The organism is Sulfitobacter maritimus (assembly GCF_013346665.1).
GTDB classification, from domain to species: Bacteria; Pseudomonadota; Alphaproteobacteria; order Rhodobacterales; family Rhodobacteraceae; genus Sulfitobacter; species Sulfitobacter maritimus.
Genome location: NZ_JABVBB010000019.1, coordinates 70,980 through 87,408, shown reverse-complemented (window position 1 = coordinate 87,408; position 16,429 = coordinate 70,980). Strand labels below are relative to the sequence as shown.

17 protein-coding genes are annotated in these 16,429 nt (G+C 58.6%); 1 reads left to right on the top strand and 16 read right to left on the bottom strand.

Annotation, left to right across the window (positions count from 1 at the left end):
- Window positions 1-21: 21 nt before the first annotated feature.
- From HTT03_RS01380 to HTT03_RS01330, 11 genes are all read right to left on the bottom strand, one after another.
- Window positions 22-1,344 (bottom strand): TRAP transporter large permease, encoded by a 1,323-nt coding sequence (locus HTT03_RS01380; protein ID WP_174858091.1) that lies wholly within the window; start codon window positions 1,342-1,344, stop codon window positions 22-24.
- 40 nt (window positions 1,345-1,384) lie between these two features.
- Window positions 1,385-1,960 (bottom strand): TRAP transporter small permease subunit, encoded by a 576-nt coding sequence (locus tag HTT03_RS01375; protein ID WP_174858090.1) that lies wholly within the window; start codon window positions 1,958-1,960, stop codon window positions 1,385-1,387.
- Window positions 1,957-2,976, bottom strand: a complete 1,020-nt coding sequence (locus tag HTT03_RS01370) for a TRAP transporter substrate-binding protein (protein ID WP_174858089.1) — start codon at window positions 2,974-2,976, stop codon at window positions 1,957-1,959. The genes HTT03_RS01375 and HTT03_RS01370 overlap by 4 nt, the downstream gene beginning before the upstream one ends.
- Window positions 2,977-3,298: 322 nt before the next feature.
- A complete protein-coding gene (locus HTT03_RS01365; protein WP_217482700.1) occupies window positions 3,299-3,463 on the bottom strand; it encodes a hypothetical protein in 165 nt (54 codons plus the stop codon).
- A gap of 326 nt (window positions 3,464-3,789) precedes the next feature.
- A complete protein-coding gene (locus HTT03_RS01360) occupies window positions 3,790-5,184 on the bottom strand; it encodes a M20 family metallopeptidase (protein WP_174858088.1) in 1,395 nt (464 codons plus the stop codon).
- Entirely contained in the window at window positions 5,181-6,770 is a 1,590-nt protein-coding gene (locus tag HTT03_RS01355) for a gamma-glutamyltransferase (RefSeq protein WP_174858087.1), read from the bottom strand. Before HTT03_RS01355 ends, HTT03_RS01360 begins: the two co-directional genes overlap by 4 nt.
- 4 nt (window positions 6,771-6,774) lie before the next feature.
- On the bottom strand, window positions 6,775-7,770 hold the full coding sequence (locus HTT03_RS01350) for an ABC transporter ATP-binding protein (RefSeq protein ID WP_174858086.1): 996 nt from the start codon (window positions 7,768-7,770) through the stop codon (window positions 6,775-6,777).
- The gene (locus tag HTT03_RS01345) at window positions 7,767-8,765 is read right to left on the bottom strand and encodes an ABC transporter ATP-binding protein (RefSeq protein ID WP_174858085.1); all 999 of its coding nucleotides are present in this window, start codon (window positions 8,763-8,765) and stop codon (window positions 7,767-7,769) included. Before HTT03_RS01345 ends, HTT03_RS01350 begins: the two co-directional genes overlap by 4 nt.
- 3 nt (window positions 8,766-8,768) lie before the next feature.
- Entirely contained in the window at window positions 8,769-9,671 is a 903-nt protein-coding gene (locus HTT03_RS01340; protein ID WP_174858084.1) for an ABC transporter permease, read from the bottom strand.
- A gap of 1 nt (window position 9,672) precedes the next feature.
- Window positions 9,673-10,590, bottom strand: coding sequence for an ABC transporter permease subunit (locus HTT03_RS01335; protein WP_174858083.1), 918 nt, complete (start codon window positions 10,588-10,590; stop codon window positions 9,673-9,675).
- A gap of 119 nt (window positions 10,591-10,709) precedes the next feature.
- Window positions 10,710-12,227 (bottom strand): ABC transporter substrate-binding protein, encoded by a 1,518-nt coding sequence (locus HTT03_RS01330; protein ID WP_174858082.1) that lies wholly within the window; start codon window positions 12,225-12,227, stop codon window positions 10,710-10,712.
- A 163-nt stretch (window positions 12,228-12,390) separates the two neighbouring features.
- Here HTT03_RS01330 and HTT03_RS01325 point away from each other — a divergent pair, with 163 nt between their 5' ends.
- Window positions 12,391-13,173: an IclR family transcriptional regulator gene (locus tag HTT03_RS01325; protein WP_174858081.1), complete on the top strand. Its 783-nt coding sequence runs from the start codon at window positions 12,391-12,393 to the stop codon at window positions 13,171-13,173.
- An 83-nt stretch (window positions 13,174-13,256) separates the two neighbouring features.
- Here HTT03_RS01325 and HTT03_RS01320 read toward each other — a convergent pair whose 3' ends face one another.
- The 5 genes from HTT03_RS01320 to HTT03_RS01305 form a co-directional block, all read right to left on the bottom strand.
- Window positions 13,257-13,592 carry a type II toxin-antitoxin system RelE/ParE family toxin gene (locus HTT03_RS01320; protein WP_174858080.1) on the bottom strand — a complete coding sequence of 112 codons (336 nt, stop codon included), beginning with the start codon at window positions 13,590-13,592 and terminating at the stop codon, window positions 13,257-13,259.
- Window positions 13,589-13,846, bottom strand: coding sequence for a type II toxin-antitoxin system ParD family antitoxin (locus HTT03_RS01315; protein ID WP_174858079.1), 258 nt, complete (start codon window positions 13,844-13,846; stop codon window positions 13,589-13,591). The genes HTT03_RS01320 and HTT03_RS01315 overlap by 4 nt, the downstream gene beginning before the upstream one ends.
- A 90-nt stretch (window positions 13,847-13,936) precedes the next feature.
- Complete coding sequence (locus HTT03_RS01310; protein WP_174858078.1) at window positions 13,937-14,128, bottom strand: hypothetical protein; 192 nt, start codon at window positions 14,126-14,128, stop codon at window positions 13,937-13,939.
- Between the two features lie 336 nt (window positions 14,129-14,464).
- On the bottom strand, window positions 14,465-14,596 hold the full coding sequence (locus HTT03_RS18545) for a putative transporter small subunit (RefSeq protein ID WP_217482694.1): 132 nt from the start codon (window positions 14,594-14,596) through the stop codon (window positions 14,465-14,467).
- 14 nt (window positions 14,597-14,610) lie between these two features.
- A complete protein-coding gene (locus HTT03_RS01305) occupies window positions 14,611-16,251 on the bottom strand; it encodes a sodium:solute symporter family transporter (RefSeq protein ID WP_174858077.1) in 1,641 nt (546 codons plus the stop codon).
- Window positions 16,252-16,429 lie beyond the last annotated feature (178 nt).

Here is a 16,429-nt window from a genome sequence, read left to right as displayed (position 1 = left end):
GATCACCCCCCGCGCCTCAACTTAGTTGAACAGCACGCTCGGCAGCCAAAGCGCAATCTGCGGGAAGGCGACAACCAAGGCCAGACCGAAAAGCTGCAACAGCACAAAGGGGATCGCAGACCAGTAGATGTCAACGATGGTGATTTCCTTGGGCGCCACGGACCGCATGTAAAACAGGTTGTACCCGAAAGGCGGCGTCAAATAGGCCGATTGCATCGACAGGATAAAGAGCACTGCGAACCATGTCGTATCATAGCCCAGCTCTCGGACGATCGGCACAAAGAGCGGCACGGTGATAAAGACGATGGCGAAATCGTCCAAAAACATGCCGAGAAGGAAATAGGTCGCCAACATCGCGATGATCACCCAGATTGGTGCGACGTCGAAATCTTCGATCAATTCGCCAACGATCATGCCCGCGCCGAGACCTACGTAAATCTTGGAAAAGAACACCGCCGCAATGGTGATCCACATCAACATGCCCATCAGCTTGGTCGTGGTCAGCATGACGTAGCGCAAGAGATCCCAGTTCAGCCGCCCGTGCAGCGCCGCGATGAGCAGCGCCCCAAAGGCACCGATTGCAGAGGCCTCTGACGGTGAGGTGACACCCCCGATGATACAACCCAGAACCGCCGTGATCAGCAGGCCGGGTGCAATCAGATGGCGCAGAGCTTTGAGCTTTTCGATCCCGCTATAGCGCTCATCAACTGGCGTGGGCGGGCCGAGATCCGGGTTCAGGCGGCAGCGGATCAGGATATAGACCATATAGATCCCCGCCAGCATCAACCCCGGCATCAGCCCGGCGGCAAAGAGCTTGCCCACAGAGTCCCGCGATAAAAAGGCGTAAATGATCATCAAAACCGATGGCGGGATTAGAAAGCCAAGCGCGCCGCCTGCCATGATCGTGCCGGTGACCAGCCGTTTGTCATACCCTCGTTTGAGCATCGCTGGCAGAGCGATGATGCCAAGAGAGACCGTGGCCGCGCCAGACACCCCCGCCATCGCTGCGATCAGCGCACAGATAATCACCGTGCCGACACCCAAGCCGCCAGACACGCCACCCATCAGCTTATGGATCAGCCCGAACAAATCGTCGGTAATGCCCGACCGTTGCAGGACCAGCCCCATAAAGATGAACAGCGGCAGCGCCACCAACAGGAAGTTGTCCATCGCGCTGAAGGTCGAGCTGACCAACAAGTCGAGGCCCCCAGGCCCCCAAAGCATATAGGCACTGCCCACGCCCGAGATCGTCAAGGCCCACGCCAAGGGCGCGCCCATCGCCATAAGCACCAGCATCGACGCGAACATAATCGCGGTGATTGCGAGCGGATCGAGATCAGCCATCACATTTCTTTCTCGCAGGCGGCACCTGCGCGTTTTGGGATTATTTCTTCAGGGCATCCAGCAGGACGGGGTCAACTTCGCTTTCCAACTCACCCTCACGCGGGTCGTCATATGCGATGCCGAAAAGCGTCAGCACAGCCCGCAATAGTTCTGCAATATTTTGCAAGATCACCAGACCAACAGCGATCGGGATCACCGTTTTGATCGGGTAAAGCGGCGGCTGCCAAATGCTTTTGTTCGAATATTCGCGCACCGCCCAACTGTCTGCCGCAAACTCAATGGACAGTTTCAGAAAGACCAGGAGCACCACAAGACCGATTGAGAAAACAACGGTGTCACAGAAGGCATTGCCGCGCGGTCCCATGATGCCATAAAGCACTTCGGAGCGCACATGCCCGCGGTAGCGCAGCGTATAAGCGCCCGCCAAAAGGCAGAATGCGCCGTAGATCATCGTGCTGGCTTCATGCGCCCAAATGGTCGGCGCGTTCAAGAAATACCGCGCAACGATCTCAAGCATCAGCACCCCGATGAGCGCCAAGCTGAGCCAGGAAATAGCCCGCCCGACAAAGTCGGACAGGCCATCCTGAAGGACAAGATACCTTGTCACTGGCTTCATTTCAGGCGGCCCTGCGCCTTGGCATTGGCAACCAGCGCGTCGATGAACGCCTTGTTGCGCGGGGAGCGTTCAGCTTCTTCCTGCCAGACAGTCTGTGCGGCAACCGTCAGCTCTGCGGAATCCGCTTCGGGCAGGGTGGCGTATTCGAACGTGCCTTCGGCGACGTTCTCATTGCCTTCGGCCAGCCAGTTGTGGATGTCATCGGCGAACTGCGCGATGGCTTCTTCAAGGATCGCCTTATGCTCATCCGACAGCTTTTCCCATTTTGCGGGGTTGGCAAGGAACGTCTCAGTCCAGCCGGGCATCAGCATGTTCAAATAGGTGTAGTGCTTGGCTGTTTCGTTCAGCTTCAGCTGCTCATATTCAACCGGGCCACCGTAGATCGCACCGTCGATCACGCCTGTGGACATGCTGATGTAAAGCTCTTGTGCGGGCAGGTAAACTGTTGGGATACCGAAGTAATCCAGAACCTTCGCCACGTTCGATGTCGCGCGGATCTTGCGGGTCTTGAGGTCCTCAAGAGAGGTGACAGGCTCTTTGGTCAACAGGTCGTAGTTATGGCCATAGCCCTTGCCGAGAAAGACGGTGCCAGCTTCTTCGTAAGCCTCGGTCAGCAGGCTGTTGACCTCTTCGCTTTCAAAGATCGCCTTGGCTTCTTCAACGCTGGTCCATGCGCCGGGCAGACCTGCTTCGATATTGCCGATGTCGACCTGACCGGACCAATAACCGCCATGCCCGTGTACGATGTCGAGCGTGCCTTTAGACACCGCATCCGCAAACTGGTCAGAGGCGACAAGCTCCCCGCCGCGGAAGTATTGGATGCGCAGCGACCCGTCAGAGGCCTCTTTCACCGCGTCTTTGAACTTGTCCGCGATTGGGTCGATCTCTGTCCCATAGAACGTGTGGAACCGCAGCCGCACGGTTTCCGCCGTGGCAGCGCTGGCCAATGCGGCAAGCGAGACGGCACCGGCGATCATACCGGCAGTGGTGGAACGGGCAAACTTACTAAAATTCATTTTATCCTCCTGCGGGGGCAGCCCCCTGTTGATCGCGCCCCATGCCGTGCCTGCCAAAGCAGCCTCCCCCATAACGACGCAATATGCCCTTACACGCAGATCGCTCAAAAAAGAAGTAAATAATCCCGGAATTTGCTCAAAATTTGCGTTGATCCGCGGCGATATGGCGGAAAGTGCGAAAGAACACTAGCGATTCTCCCGGTCATTGTCGGTCATGTGGACAGCAGAATGCAAAGAATATCGAGCGCCGACCATACCAACGCGCTGCGCTTATAAGTCTGCGGCCCGGCAGGTCTTCGCCGGGCCGCAGGTATCGTTAAGTTCAGTGCGCGACCGAGCGCTTCTCAAAGCTCTCGCGGAACTGTGCTGTTGATTTTGGCATCAACTCACCTGTTCCCCAGTCAAGGATCACGGCGTATCTGCGCACGGCGTCCATCTCGTCGGTCGCGCCCTCCTGATACATCTTCGCGACCTTCTCGGGATCCATCCGCGCCCAGTCGGCCCAGCCGGCTCGGATATTCGCGCGGCATACGGCCTGCACAAGACCGCCAAAATTGAAAGCCAGCGCGGAAACCTACAGAGACCCGAAGGTCCAGTTGCGGAAGAGGATCAGAGGCGAAATGTGGTCTGGCACGGATGGAGCCTCTGATAGCTGCCCCGCTTGGATCGGTCCAAGATAGAGCACAGCCGACACCGGAATGTTGACTGAGCTTTACTGATCAAGTCGCAATCTCGCGTAGCGCGACACCGCCGTTGTCGGTTGTCAGTCGTACCAGCAAAGCGGTTGGCTGTTCTCAACCACCCGTCCGCGCCTTAACGCGCCTTTGAGGGTGTATTGCCTTCGCCCAGATCCCAGAACACCCCTGCCATCACTCGAAGCGCATCGCGGCAAACGGGTTTTAGCACGTGCTCGTCCGGGGCGTGCTGCGAGCAGCTGCGGTAGGAATGCGGCACCCAGACGGTCGGCACGCCCAAGATGTCGCTAAAGCTGTCGTTAGGCAGTGATCCGGCAAGGTTGGGCAGGATATGCGGCGCTTTCCCTGCGCTTTTCGTGAGGGACTGGGCCACGAACTTTACCCATGGATGGTCTGCATCCAGCCGTGTGGCGCGGAAGAAGCCGCGGTCATGTGGCTCGATCCGCACCTCGTCAAAGCCATGTTTGTCGAGGTGGCGGCGCAGCGATGGCAGAATATCCTCAGGGTCGGTCCCCACAACATAGCGCAGTTGACAGGTTGCCTTTGCATGGGCGGAGATCGCATTGACCGGGGCCTCAGGGACGCCGCTCTTCATTGCCAGTACGGCAAAGCTGTTCCAGCCATAGGCGCGCTCGACTGGGGCCAGGTCTTTCTCACCCCAATCCGTGTCGATGGGGGGGCCGCCGTCGCTTTCAATCGGCAGACCCTTCAGCGCTTCGCGGACTGAAGGGGTCAGGCTGTCAGGCCGCCATTCGGGAATTTGAATTTGCCCGCGTTTGTCGGTGATGGTCGAGAGCGCCTGCGCCAAGATCATCGCCGGATCGGCCAGCAGCCCGCCCCAGTTGCCGGAATGATGCGCCCCCTCGCGTTTATCCACGATGAGGTCGAACGAGACCCCGCCCCGCGAGCCCATAAACATCGTCGGCACATCCGGCTGAAGACGCGGTCCGTCCGAGGCGATCAACACATCCGCCGTCAGTTTTTCGCGGTGTTCGGTAAAGAACTCAGCCAACCCCGCACTGCCGGTCTCTTCGCTCATCTCAATCACAATGCGACAGTTAAAGCCAAGTTTGCCGCGCGTCTTCAACACCGCTTCCATCGCCGCGATGTTAATTAAGTGCTGGCCCTTATTGTCAGCGGTGCCCCGGCCATAAAGCCGGTCGCCCTCTTCGACGAGTTTGAACGGATGCAACCCCTTGCGCCACTGGTCGGTCTGGGCGCGAATTACATCGCCGTGGCCGTAGGTCAGCACTGTAGGCAAGGTGTCGCCCTCATGCCGCTCGCCCACCAAAAGCGGACCGCCATTTGGCGCGGGGTTGTCATAGAGCGTGCAAGTGAAGCCCATCGCCGAAAGGCGTGGTTCCATAGTTTCTTGCAGGTAGCGCTTGAGTTCGGGGGCCTGATCCGGGTTCTGGCTTTCGGTCTCATATGACACGAGATTGGCAAGTTCGGACTGGAAATCGCCTTGGTCGAAATAAGAGGTAACGTTATCGGTCGCGCTGTCGCGGGTCATGCTGAAATGTCCTTTGTCATATCTTCGGAAATGGCGTCCCCCCAAGGCGACATGATCTCGGTGCAGCCCGAATTGCGGCCCGCATCGCGCATCACCCCCGCAGGGCAGGCAAAGGCATAGGGGAAAATTGTGCGTTTAGTCTCGGTGACGTCGTTGTCTTCGCGCAGCCGGTTGAGCACCTCACGCGGCAGGCTATCGTCTGCAATCAATCTGGTCGCGTCAGACGCGTCAATGCGCGGCGCGTGGAAGCTGTCCTCCAACGACATGCCGAAATCGGTAACGAAGGACGACAGTTGCGCCACCGCGCCCAAAATCTTGCGCCCCCCAGATGCCCCGAAGGCAAAGCGTTTGTCGCCCTGTTCGCCGATCACCGGACAGACATTCATCAGGCAGCGCTTGTTCGGGCCTAGAGAGTTCGGGCGGCCCTGCACCGGGTCGAACCACATGATGCCGTTGTTCATCAAAAAGCCGGTGGAGGGCGAGACGACGCGTGAGCCGAAGATCGACAGCAGCGTTTGGGTTTGGGCGACCATATTGCCATCGCGATCCACCACCGAGAAATGCGTGGTGCAGCCCGGTGCGTCAGGGCTTTCGCCGGTGTCGCCCATGGAGCCGAGGCGGCGGGCATAGGCGCCTTTGAGCGCTTCGGCCATGGCGGCATAGCTGTCGGGGCCGGGAGCTTGGCCAAGGTCTTCGGCCGCGAGAGAGGCAAAGGTGTCACGGAAGGTTGGTCCGGCGGTCAGCCCCGGCACGACATGGAAACGCGCATCGCGATAGGCGAAATCAAGCGGCGCGCTGAACTCGGCGCGGTAGGCTTGCAGGTCGGCGTGGCTGAGGCAGCCGCCCTTGTCTTGTATATCTTTGGCCATGGCGGCACCCAGGTCACCGTCATAAAGCGTCCGCGCCCCGTGGCGGGCGATTTGCTCAAGACTGTCGGCCATGCGCGATTGGTCCAGCCGCTTTTCGGCCAGCGCGGTCCAGCCACTGATCGTTGGCCACTGCCCATCTTCAAGGAACAGCGCGGCGGCATCGGGGTCCTTGGCCAATTCGCGGGTGCAGGAGGCGATGATGAGCGCAGCGTACCAATCCACCATCATCCCCATGCGGGCGTGGTCGATCGCGGGCGAGAGCAACTCGCTCCACGGCATCTTTCCAAAGCGACCGTGCGCTTGACCCAGTCCGTCGACCACCCCCGGCACCGCCACAGCGGTGGCGCCTTGTACGTTGCGGTCGTCTTCGACATGCTCCCACGGGAAGAGATCCCCCGCCTTGCCGCGCCCGCTCAGCGGATAGTCGTCAGGGTTCAGCTTGGCGGGGCTGCGCATGCCGTGGTTCAGCGCATGGGCCTGCCCCTCCTGCGCGCGCCAAAGCATCATCGCCCCGCCCCCTGCCGGGCCGCTCATCCATGGCTCTAACACGCCGATGACAAAAGATGTCGCCACTGCTGCATCCACCGCATCGCCCCCCGCTGCGAGCACCTCCGCCCCGGCTATTGCGGCCAGCCGGTGCTGTGCGGCGACGACACCATGCTCGGTTTCGATAACGGTTTTGCGGGTTTGCGTGCTCTGCGACAGGTTCAGGGACATTTGACTACTCTTGTTCGTACATGGGTGTTTCCGGATCATGCAGATGGCAAGCGACATGCCCCTGCGGGATCGGGGTGTGACGCGGTGCCTTTTGTTTGCACAGGTCCGTTGCGCGCGGGCAGCGCGGATGGAAATGGCACCCGGGCGGCGGCGCGATCGGGTTCGGATAGGCCATGCCAAGCTGGGTGTCCGGCACGCCCAAACCGGGCTCCGGCGTCAGCACGGATTTCAAAAGCGCCTTGGTGTAAGGGTGGCGCGGCGCGTCGAAAAGACCGGCGACCGAGTTCTGCTCGACGATCTCGCCTAGATACATCACCGCCACGCGGGTCGCGAGGTGTTCGACCACCGCAAGGTCATGGCTAATGAAAAGATATGTGAGGCCAAACTCCTCGCGTAATTCGCCTAGAAGGTTGAGGATCTGACTTTGGACTGAAACATCAAGCGCCGACGTCGGCTCGTCGCAGATCACCACTTCAGGCTTCATGATGAGTGCCCGGGCAATGGCGACACGCTGACGCTGACCGCCCGACATCTGGCTGGGGTATGTGTTCATCACCCGCTGCGGCAAGCCGACGACGTCGAGGATCTCTTTGACCTTCTTCTTGCGGCTCGCTTCATCGCCGATGTTGTGCACCCGCAACGGCAGAGAAATCACGTCATAGATGCTCTTGCGCGGGTTGAGCGATGAGTAAGGGTCTTGAAAAATAGGCTGAATGCGCCGCGCCAGCGCCAGACGGCCCTGTTGGGTGATCTCTTCGCCGTCGATTTTGACGTGACCTCCGGTGGGCTGCTCCAATCCCAACAGGATTTTCGCGAGGGTAGATTTTCCGCAGCCGGATTCGCCCACCAGACCCAGCACTTCGCCACGCCCCAGTTGCAGCGATACGTCGTTCACCGCCGTCAGCGGTTTGACCTTGCCGAACATGCCCTGCTTCACCCGGTAGGTCTTGCTGACGCCAGAAAGCTCCAGCACCGGGGGGGTGTTCACGCTGTCCTTCATACGGTCAGCTCCTTCTCGGAATGGCGTTTGCCATCGGGGAATATGCAACGGAAAGCGTGGTTGCCGTCCTCGCGTTTGGGGATATCGCCGCGACATTCGGCCACCGCGTGGGGGCATCGGGTACGGAAGACGCAGCCCTCGACCTCGCCCACGAGCGAGGGCACAATGCCCGGAATGGTGCCCAGTTTCGCGCCCCGGTCGGTCTTACCTGGCAGGGGGATGCAGCGCAGCAACCCGCGGGTATAGGGATGCGAGGGCGCGTTGAAGATGTCGCGCACCGGGCCGGTCTCGACCAGCTCACCGGCGTACATCACCGCGACCTTGTCGGCCACGCGGGCCACGACGCCGAGGTCATGGGTGATGAGGATCACGGCCATATTCATCTCGCGCCCCAGATCGTGCAACAGCCGCAGGATTTGCGCTTGAATGGTCACGTCGAGCGCGGTTGTCGGCTCGTCCGCAATGATCAGTTCCGGCTCGCACATCAGCGCCATGGCGATCATCACGCGCTGTCGCAGACCGCCCGAGAGTTGGTGCGGGTATTGCGACAGACGGCTCTCGGCCGCGGTGATGCCGACTTTTTCGAGCAGTTCAATCGCCCGGTCGCGGGCCTGCTGGCGGCTGACTTTGCGGTGCAAGAGTAGCGCCTCTGCCAGTTGGTCTCCAATGGTGTAGGCCGGGTTAAGCGAGGTCATCGGCTCTTGAAAGATCATCGCCATCCGCGCCCCGCGCAGCCTGCGCATCTGGCCTTGGCTGGCGGTGGTCAGCTCGATCCCGTCAAAGGTCATCCGATCCGCGTTCCGCTTGATGGATTTGCCCAAGAGCCCCATCAACGCGAGCGAGGTGAGCGATTTGCCCGAGCCGCTTTCGCCGACGATGCAGAGGGTTTCGCCCCGGTTGAGATCAAAGTCGATCCCGCGCACCGCATGCAAGGTGCCGCTGCCCGTGGGAATGTCCAGCCGCAGGTTGCGGACGCTCAAAAGTGGTTCTGTCATGGGTCAGCTCCGGTTCTCGGGGGCGGTCACATCGCGCAGGCCGTCACCCATCAGGTTGATCGCCAGCACCAGCACGAAAAGGACAGCACCGGGGATCAGCACGAGCCACGGCTCGAACAGCATCATGTTTTTCCCTTCAGAGACCATAAGCCCCCAACTCGGCGTCGGCGGTTGCACCCCAAGACCAAGGAAAGACAGTGCCGCTTCGAGAAGGATCGCATGGGCCATTTCCAGCGTCACAACGACGATGAGGTTGTTGGCAATGTTGGGCATGATCTCGGACAGGAGGATGCGCGGAGTTGAGGCACCGATCACTTGAGCCGCCGCCACATATTCACGCCGCCGGACCTGCATGGTCGAGGCCCGCATCACCACCGCGAACCGATCCCAAAGCAGCAACCCGAGCACACCGATCACCACTTGCAGCGAGCCGCCGAGGATTGCCACGACCGCGAGGGCCACCAGCACCACCGGCATTGCCAGACGCACGTTGATCAGAAAAGTTACGACCGCATCGACCTTACCGCCAAAGTAGCCAGCAGCGACACCCATAGCCGTGCCGATCACGCCCGAAATCAGTGCCGCCACGGCCCCGATCAGCAGCGAAATCCGTGCGCCGTAGATCAGGCGTGACAGGTAGTCGCGGCCCAAATGGTCGGTCCCCAAAGGATGCTCCCAATCACCGCCCAGAAAGACTGGCGGTTCCATGCGGCTCATCAGGCTTTGCGCATAGGGGTCGTGCGGCGCGAGCCATGGAGCAAGGATTGCAACGATGGTGAGCAGGATCAGAACAATGGCCCCGATCAGGAAACCTTGATGCCCGAAGATCCGTTTGCGCAGCATCTGGGCCGGCGTCGGGCCTGAGATTTCGTCGAGAAGGCTGTCATGCGTGCTTGTGGTGGCCATGTCAGCTGGTCCTCATGCGGGGGTCGAGCCATGCGTTGAGCACGTCTGCGAGGAAGGTAAAAACGATGTAGAACATCGAGAAGATCAGGATTAGCGCCTGCACAGTGGGCAGGTCGTTGCGCGCGATGCTTTCCCACGCCAGATAGCCCGCGCCGTGCAGAGCAAAGATCGACTCCACAACAATGGAGCCTCCGAGCATGAAACCCATTTGCACCGCGGCGAGGCTCACGACCGGGATGATCGCGTTGCGCAGCGCATGGCGGAACATCACGCGGGTCTCGTTCGCGCCTTTAGCGCGGGCGGTTCGGATGTAGTCAGAACTCAGAACATCAAGCATCCCGGCACGGGTCAGCCGCATGATGGCGGGCATCGCGTAGTAGCCCAGCACAATGGTGGGTAAGATAAAATGGCGCCATGTGGCGGTGCCCGATGGTGGCAGCCAGCCCAGTTGAATGGCAAAGACCACGATCAAGATCAGGCCGAACCAAAAGCTTGGCATCGCTTGACCAGCTACCGAGATGAACAGGGCGATACGGTCGATGATCGAATTTGGGCGGATTGCAGCGACCACTCCCAGCGGCACCGCAGTCAGCAGCGCAAAGGTAATGCCGCAAACGCCAAGGATCATGGTAACGCTTAGACGGTCTGCAATCAGCGAAGCAACCGGCAGACGGAAATAGTAGCTTTCACCAAAGTCGCCTTGCAGTGCCGAAAACAGCCAATCGCCGTATTGTACCAACATCGGACGGTCGAAACCATAAAGCCTGCGAAGCGCTTCGACGTCTTCGCCACTGGCGGTTTCGCCGGCCAATGCCGCGGCTGGGTCGCCGGATAAGAACAGCAAGCTAAAGCTGATAAACGACACGGTGAAGGCCACGAGAATGGCCAATCCCAAGCGTTTGAGAATGAATTGAAGCACCTGTGCAACTACCTTGAGGCTGTGCCGGAGGCAAAATGCCTACCGCCTTGGATATGGAAGGATGTTGGGGAGAGAGGAAAAAGGCGGGGGCGGCAATCAAGTCGCCCCTGCCGATTGGCTTATTTCCATTCCATCGTCGTGAAACGCAGAACCTCATCCGCCGTTGGCGTATAGTTCACTTCGTTGGTCATCACGTAGTTGGTGTTATAGGAAAACATTGGCGCCCAATAGGCTTGCTCGGTGATCCGTTCGATCGCCTTGCTGTAGTTCTCTTTGCGCACTTCTGGGTCGGTCGAGCTATCCGCTTTTGTCAGGTAGTCGCGCGTCTCGTCATCCATAGCATAGTCGAGAGAACCATGTTTGAAGAACTGGCTGACCATCGCTGAAGCGTCGTTGATGGAATAGCTGCCCCATGTCTGGAAAGAGATCGGCGTCTCGCCCTTCATATTCTGCTCGCGCAGGGCGGAGTATTGCAACATCTTGAAGTTCGTATCGATGCCCACAGCGTTCAGATAGCTTGTAATTGCTTCGGCATATTCGCGGTCACGGTAAGCGTAGAAGTCAACTGAAAGCCCGTCCTCATAGCCTGCTTCCGCAAGCAATGCTTTTGCTTTTTCCGGGTCGTACTCATAGGCCACTGCAGCGCTTTCATCGCAGCCGAACTGGCTGGGGAAACAAGGCGTGTTGACGACCTTGGACTTACCTTTCAGCAAAGCATCTACCAGCTCTTGCCGGTTGATCGCGTAGTTTACCGCCTTGCGGACCCGGATATCGGTGAAAGGGCTGTCCTCCGAACGGCCAGCCGCGTCCATCGTCAGATAGCCGACACGCATGGTGGATTCATTGGAGACCTGAAACTCATCACGTTGCCCAAGCTTCTCGGCTTGGTCAGACGGGACTTGCCAAATCATATCGAGCGAACCGCTAAATAGCTCTGCCATTTGCGTGTTCACATCCGGAATTGTACGGATGTCGATATTCTTGATGCTGGGCTTGCCCTTGGGGCTGTCGTGGTAGCCTTCATAGGCTTCAAGTTTAAACTGCTGGCCGGGGATGACCTCGGTTACCTTGTAAGGGCCAGTGCCGACGGGTTTCAGGCCCATGCCTTCGGGACCGGCTTCCGCGTAATAGTCGCTGGGATACATCGACACCGGACCAGAGAGAAATTCGATTGCCGCCGGGAATTTCTCTTTCAGCATGATGCGCACGGTGTAGTCATCGACTTTCTCAGCCGATTTCATCCAGTTGACGTTGCGCTGTGTTTTTACGCCATTCGCTTCATCCGCAACGTAGTTGACTGTGAACACCACGTCATCGGCGGTAAAGTCAGAGCCATCGTGAAACTTCACGCCTTCGCGCAATTTAAGTTCGATGGTCGTGTCGTCGATCCAAGTCCACTCGGTCGCAAGGTTGCCTTGGTATTCATTGGTCACTGGGTCGCGATAGATCAGACCGTCCCAGACAGCGCGCTGCAAAACCACCCCCTCGCGAGAGGAGTTGAAGTAGCTATCGACGTTTTCAAGCTCTTTGGTAAAGGCGACACGCAAAGTGTCATTCGCCTTGTCCGCCGAAGCGGTGCTTGCCGCAGCGGCTAGAATGAGCCCCGCGACGGTTGATTTCAAGACCGTGGATTTCATGGTCAACTCCCTGTGATTAACGAACATGCGTCCGGACCGTTTTTTACTTGCAGCGAAGTATTACATAGTAATACGCAATATCGCTATACGATCAATAAACGCGAACTGATAACGAGGCGTCAAGCCCCGCTAAACGCGACAGACGAAGGAGAGGGCTAAAGCTTTGGAAAAAAAGAAAAATACACTCTACGTTGGCTCGCTCGCCAAAGGTTTGCGTCTGCTGCGCGCCTTTGATGAATCACATACAGAACTTTCGCTGGTTGAGCTTTCAGCGCGGACCGGGCTCGACAAAAGCGCGGTTCAGCGGTTGACTAATACGCTGCATATCGAGGGCATGTTGGACAAAGATCCGGCCACACGGCGGTTTCGTCCCTCCCATGCGTGGCTTGAACTGGCCTATGCCTATTACTGGTCGGATCAGTTGGTGGGGCAAGCCATTCCGAAGCTCATTGACCTGAGCCAAGAGATTGGTGAGACGGTGAACCTCGCTGAACTGTCGGGAGACCATATCATCTACGTCAGCCGCCTGCCCTGTCAGCGCACCTATTTCGCGGCTACCGTCGTGGGCCGCCGCTTGCCCGCGCTATCAACTTCGGCGGGGCGGGCGATCCTCTCGACGTTTTCCCCCGAGGACCGCGCCGAGGCTATTGATACATGGTCTTTGAAGCCCTTCACCGCCCGCACGACTTTGGACCGCGAGGTCATTCGGCGAAACATCAATGAAACGGCACAGCAAGGGTTTGCCATTTCTAGCGATCAGATGATTCTGTCTGAAATCGGTGTCGCTTGCCCGATCACTGGACCGGATGGACGCGCCCTGGCGGCTGTGCAATGTTCGGTCTCTGCCCACACGTGGACGCGCGCGCGGATTGAGGCGGAGATACTACCGGCGCTGCAAGACACTGCGAATGCCATTTCACCCTCATCACATGTCCATCGACGGTAGGAGCAGACGTCGGAGGAACACCGCAAAAATTTGAAACGTCGCATTTTCTGTCAATCTGACGAAGGCTTTCGGATTAACGTAGATCAGCAGTTTTCGAACTTCATAGCCGACAGCGAAGCAACATGACGCGGGAGATCGCTGCGGGAATGGAGGATATCGACAATTATGATCTCGTCCGATCGATCCAGAAAGACCAAGAAATGCTCCCCTGCCCTTATGAAACGCAGGTCCTTCACACCATCAACGAGATCTGCGCAACTCCGACTATGGGCTTCGCCCTTTAAAATACTCTCACAGCGGTTGAGCAATTCGGCCTCGTAAAGCTCTGCTTGTCGCAGCCCGAAAGTTTTAATCGTCCATCTGGCGATTTCAATGAGGCTGGATTCCGCACGACGGGTCAGCCGGAAGGATCGGCTCATGAACGCGCGCGCGCGGTCGCAAAGGCCCGACGGATCGCATCTTTGCCGCTGCCCTCAGCGAAATCACCCGCCTCGGCCTGCGCGAGACCTTCTAAAAGCCCTTGGCGGATGTCACTGATCTGCGCCTCCTCCTGCTCAAGCAACCTCAAGCCAGCGCGCATTGCTTCACTCGCATTCTGGTAGCGCCCTGACGCGACCAAGGCTTGGATCAGATGGTCTTGGGTTTCGGTCAGGACAACGTTGCGTGTCACCATGAGTTAGGGCTCCTTTATTGGCAATATATGCCAATACTGAGTTTTGGTCAATGGAAGCCAGACACGAGCAACGAACAGCCAAAATATGAACTACCCTCTACCATTCCATTTATGCGTCCACTCCTCCGCACGCTCCAACCCTTCGTAGGACACAGCCTCGCCCGCGCCGTCGGCGGCATTTATCACCTCAAAAGGCCAAAGCGCCTCTTGCGCGGCGGCGCCTGTGGTCAAGCTGGCTGCGATAAAAGCGGCCGTGGGTAAACGTGTAAGCGTAGATTTCATGTTGGACTCCCACTCGGTTGATGGTCAGCGCACTTTGTTTGAGATGTTTTATCTGCGCTGCGGTACGACGTCCGATATGGGCGCGCCGGTTTACTAGACTGGGAGTATTGGGCCTGCCTATCGCGCTTTATTGGCTATAAGCGGCCTAAATTGCTGTTCTCAGCGCACAAGCGGTGCTTGACAAACGTAAGTTCCCGCGAGGCGGGACCGGGAGGGACACGCGCTACGCAAAAGGGGCAGCCAGTGCGAGCGTTCCTTAAACCGCCCACCCTGACTGCCCCAGGCCACCGACTTTATGCTCGGCGGTGCGGCTCAATGCCGCCGGCCAAAGCCGCGTTAGATGATGCTCTTTCCGCTCCTGCGGGCCTTACGCCACTCTTTCCAGAAGGCTTGCAGCAAAAAGAACAGCACAGCGGCAACAATGGCCGGGAAGATCAGAACATAGATCGTCAAAAATGTCGGAGACATTGGACTTCCTTTCGTTAAACGGTGGGTGTGGCGTCATCGAAATTGCCGGTCTCGGCACTGATACGGGCGAAATCAAACCGTTCCCGCCCGGCCCATGACAGGGCCACGCAAAGGATCATGCTGACTGCATAGGCCAAAAGAGAGGCCGTCAATACCGGGTATTGATGCAAGAAGCCGATCCCGAAGGGCAGCACGACAAGCGCTGCAATCGCCCCCGCAACCACGCCAGCGGTCCGCCCGAGAAAGCCAAACACCATCAACCCTGCGATCACGCCCACGCCGATGACGGCCAGCAGGTCGGTCACAAAGGCGGTCGGACCTTCCAGCGCGATCCAGCCGAAACGCACGGGAAAGAAGGCCGCAAGGGCTGCAATGACAGAGATCGAGAAGGCCCGGTTTGTGACCTTGTCCCAGTAAAAGCTCGCAATCACCGGGAAAACCAAAGCGCCCCAGATCGCACCGACCAGAACCAATAGCTCCAGAATGTTGAACTTGCTGGAGGCAAAATACAGCGCCGCGAGGGTTGCCGTGATCATGGTCACCCGCCCAACAAGCAGCAGTACCCGGGGATCGGCTGCGCCCTCTTTAGCGATATTGCGTCCGTAGATGTCTGTCATCACGATCGAGGACATGGCGGCCAGATCAGAGTCCGCCGTTGAGGCAAGCGACCCAATGACCATGACAAAGAAAACGCAGAGCAAAATCGGGCCGAGATACATCGACGCCAGCTGCGGGATCAGGTTGTTGGTATCGCCGTCCATCGGATCAACGCCGAGGTAAAGCGCCAACACCCCAAGGATGCCCACCCCGATCACAGTCGCCCCATAGCCCACGGTCGCGGTGACAAAGGTCTGGCGGATTTTGTCCTCACGCACGGCAAACAACCGCTGCGCAATGGTTTGGTTACCGATGGCATAGGCCAGCACCGCCGCGATATAGGGCGCGCCTTGGTTAAAGAAGGCGTCGGAGGAGAAAAAGCTCTGCTGCGATGGCGTTAGATTGGCCGCCCCGGTTACAAAAATCTCAGGCCCGCCCGCAGCAAAGAAAACCGCGGGCACGATGATCACCACGGCCCCCAACATGGCGCAGACCTGAATGAAGTCCGTGAGGATCGACGCGCGCACCCCGGACCACAGCGTATAGAGCAACACCCCGGTGCCGATCATCAAAATCCCCGCGCTGAAGGAGATGGGCGACAGCATCGAAATCAGCGCCCCGCCCGCGATAAAGTTGGAGGTAAGGCTCAACAGGCTGCCCAGCAAATTGGACCCCGCAAGGATCAACTGGCTGGATCGCCCGTGGCGCGCGTGCAGGATCTCGGCCAGCGTATGCGCATGTGGCGCGATGCTGCGGATGCGGCGCCCGAAGGGGTAGATGAAAAGGATCATCAAAGCGCCCCAGAGCCCGTAATGGATCGGCCCGGAAATCCCATAGGTGTAGCCCGATGTGGCCGAGGCATAGAGCGACGCGGCCCATATCCATGTGGCGGTCATAGAGGCGGCAGAGATGCCGAAGCCGACCTCGTTGCCCGCAGTCATATAATTATCAGCGTTCTCGCGTTTGCGCCCGATGGTGAGCGACAGCAGAAACGTTCCCCCAAAGAAAAAGAGGATGAGAAAGAGTATAAGCGGTGTTCCAAGGGTGTTCAGTTGCATAGGTCCTTGCCATGTTGTTATCGCAAGCGGTCATTGACGGTGTCGCACACGACATCGCCTGAGCTATTGCCACGGACCGCGGCTTGTTCGGGGTCGGCGCTTATGGCGCCTTCGTGCTGCTCTAACGGCGGCACGATGCGCAGCCAAAGCTGCGCTGACCTCAGCCTCTATCGGGCGA

Bases quoted from the DNA above. Each gene is read 5' to 3' on its own strand.
- HTT03_RS01375 (WP_174858090.1), bottom strand. From the start codon at position 1,960: ATGAAGCCAGTGACAAGGTATCTTGTCCTTCAGGATGGCCTGTCCGAC.
- HTT03_RS01310 (WP_174858078.1), bottom strand. From the start codon at position 14,128: ATGAAATCTACGCTTACACGTTTACCCACGGCCGCTTTTATCGCAGCC.
- HTT03_RS01330 (WP_174858082.1), bottom strand. From the start codon at position 12,227: ATGAAATCCACGGTCTTGAAATCAACCGTCGCGGGGCTCATTCTAGCC.
- HTT03_RS01355 (WP_174858087.1), bottom strand. From the start codon at position 6,770: ATGTCCCTGAACCTGTCGCAGAGCACGCAAACCCGCAAAACCGTTATC.
- HTT03_RS01350 (WP_174858086.1), bottom strand. From the start codon at position 7,770: ATGAAGGACAGCGTGAACACCCCCCCGGTGCTGGAGCTTTCTGGCGTC.
- HTT03_RS01315 (WP_174858079.1), bottom strand. From the start codon at position 13,846: ATGGTGACACGCAACGTTGTCCTGACCGAAACCCAAGACCATCTGATC.
- HTT03_RS01320 (WP_174858080.1), bottom strand. From the start codon at position 13,592: ATGAGCCGATCCTTCCGGCTGACCCGTCGTGCGGAATCCAGCCTCATT.
- HTT03_RS01340 (WP_174858084.1), bottom strand. From the start codon at position 9,671: ATGGCCACCACAAGCACGCATGACAGCCTTCTCGACGAAATCTCAGGC.
- HTT03_RS01345 (WP_174858085.1), bottom strand. From the start codon at position 8,765: ATGACAGAACCACTTTTGAGCGTCCGCAACCTGCGGCTGGACATTCCC.
- HTT03_RS18545 (WP_217482694.1), bottom strand. From the start codon at position 14,596: ATGTCTCCGACATTTTTGACGATCTATGTTCTGATCTTCCCGGCCATT.
- HTT03_RS01360 (WP_174858088.1), bottom strand. From the start codon at position 5,184: ATGACCCGCGACAGCGCGACCGATAACGTTACCTCTTATTTCGACCAA.
- HTT03_RS01305 (WP_174858077.1), bottom strand. From the start codon at position 16,251: ATGCAACTGAACACCCTTGGAACACCGCTTATACTCTTTCTCATCCTC.
- HTT03_RS01365 (WP_217482700.1), bottom strand. From the start codon at position 3,463: ATGGATCCCGAGAAGGTCGCGAAGATGTATCAGGAGGGCGCGACCGAC.
- HTT03_RS01380 (WP_174858091.1), bottom strand. From the start codon at position 1,344: ATGGCTGATCTCGATCCGCTCGCAATCACCGCGATTATGTTCGCGTCG.
- HTT03_RS01370 (WP_174858089.1), bottom strand. From the start codon at position 2,976: ATGAATTTTAGTAAGTTTGCCCGTTCCACCACTGCCGGTATGATCGCC.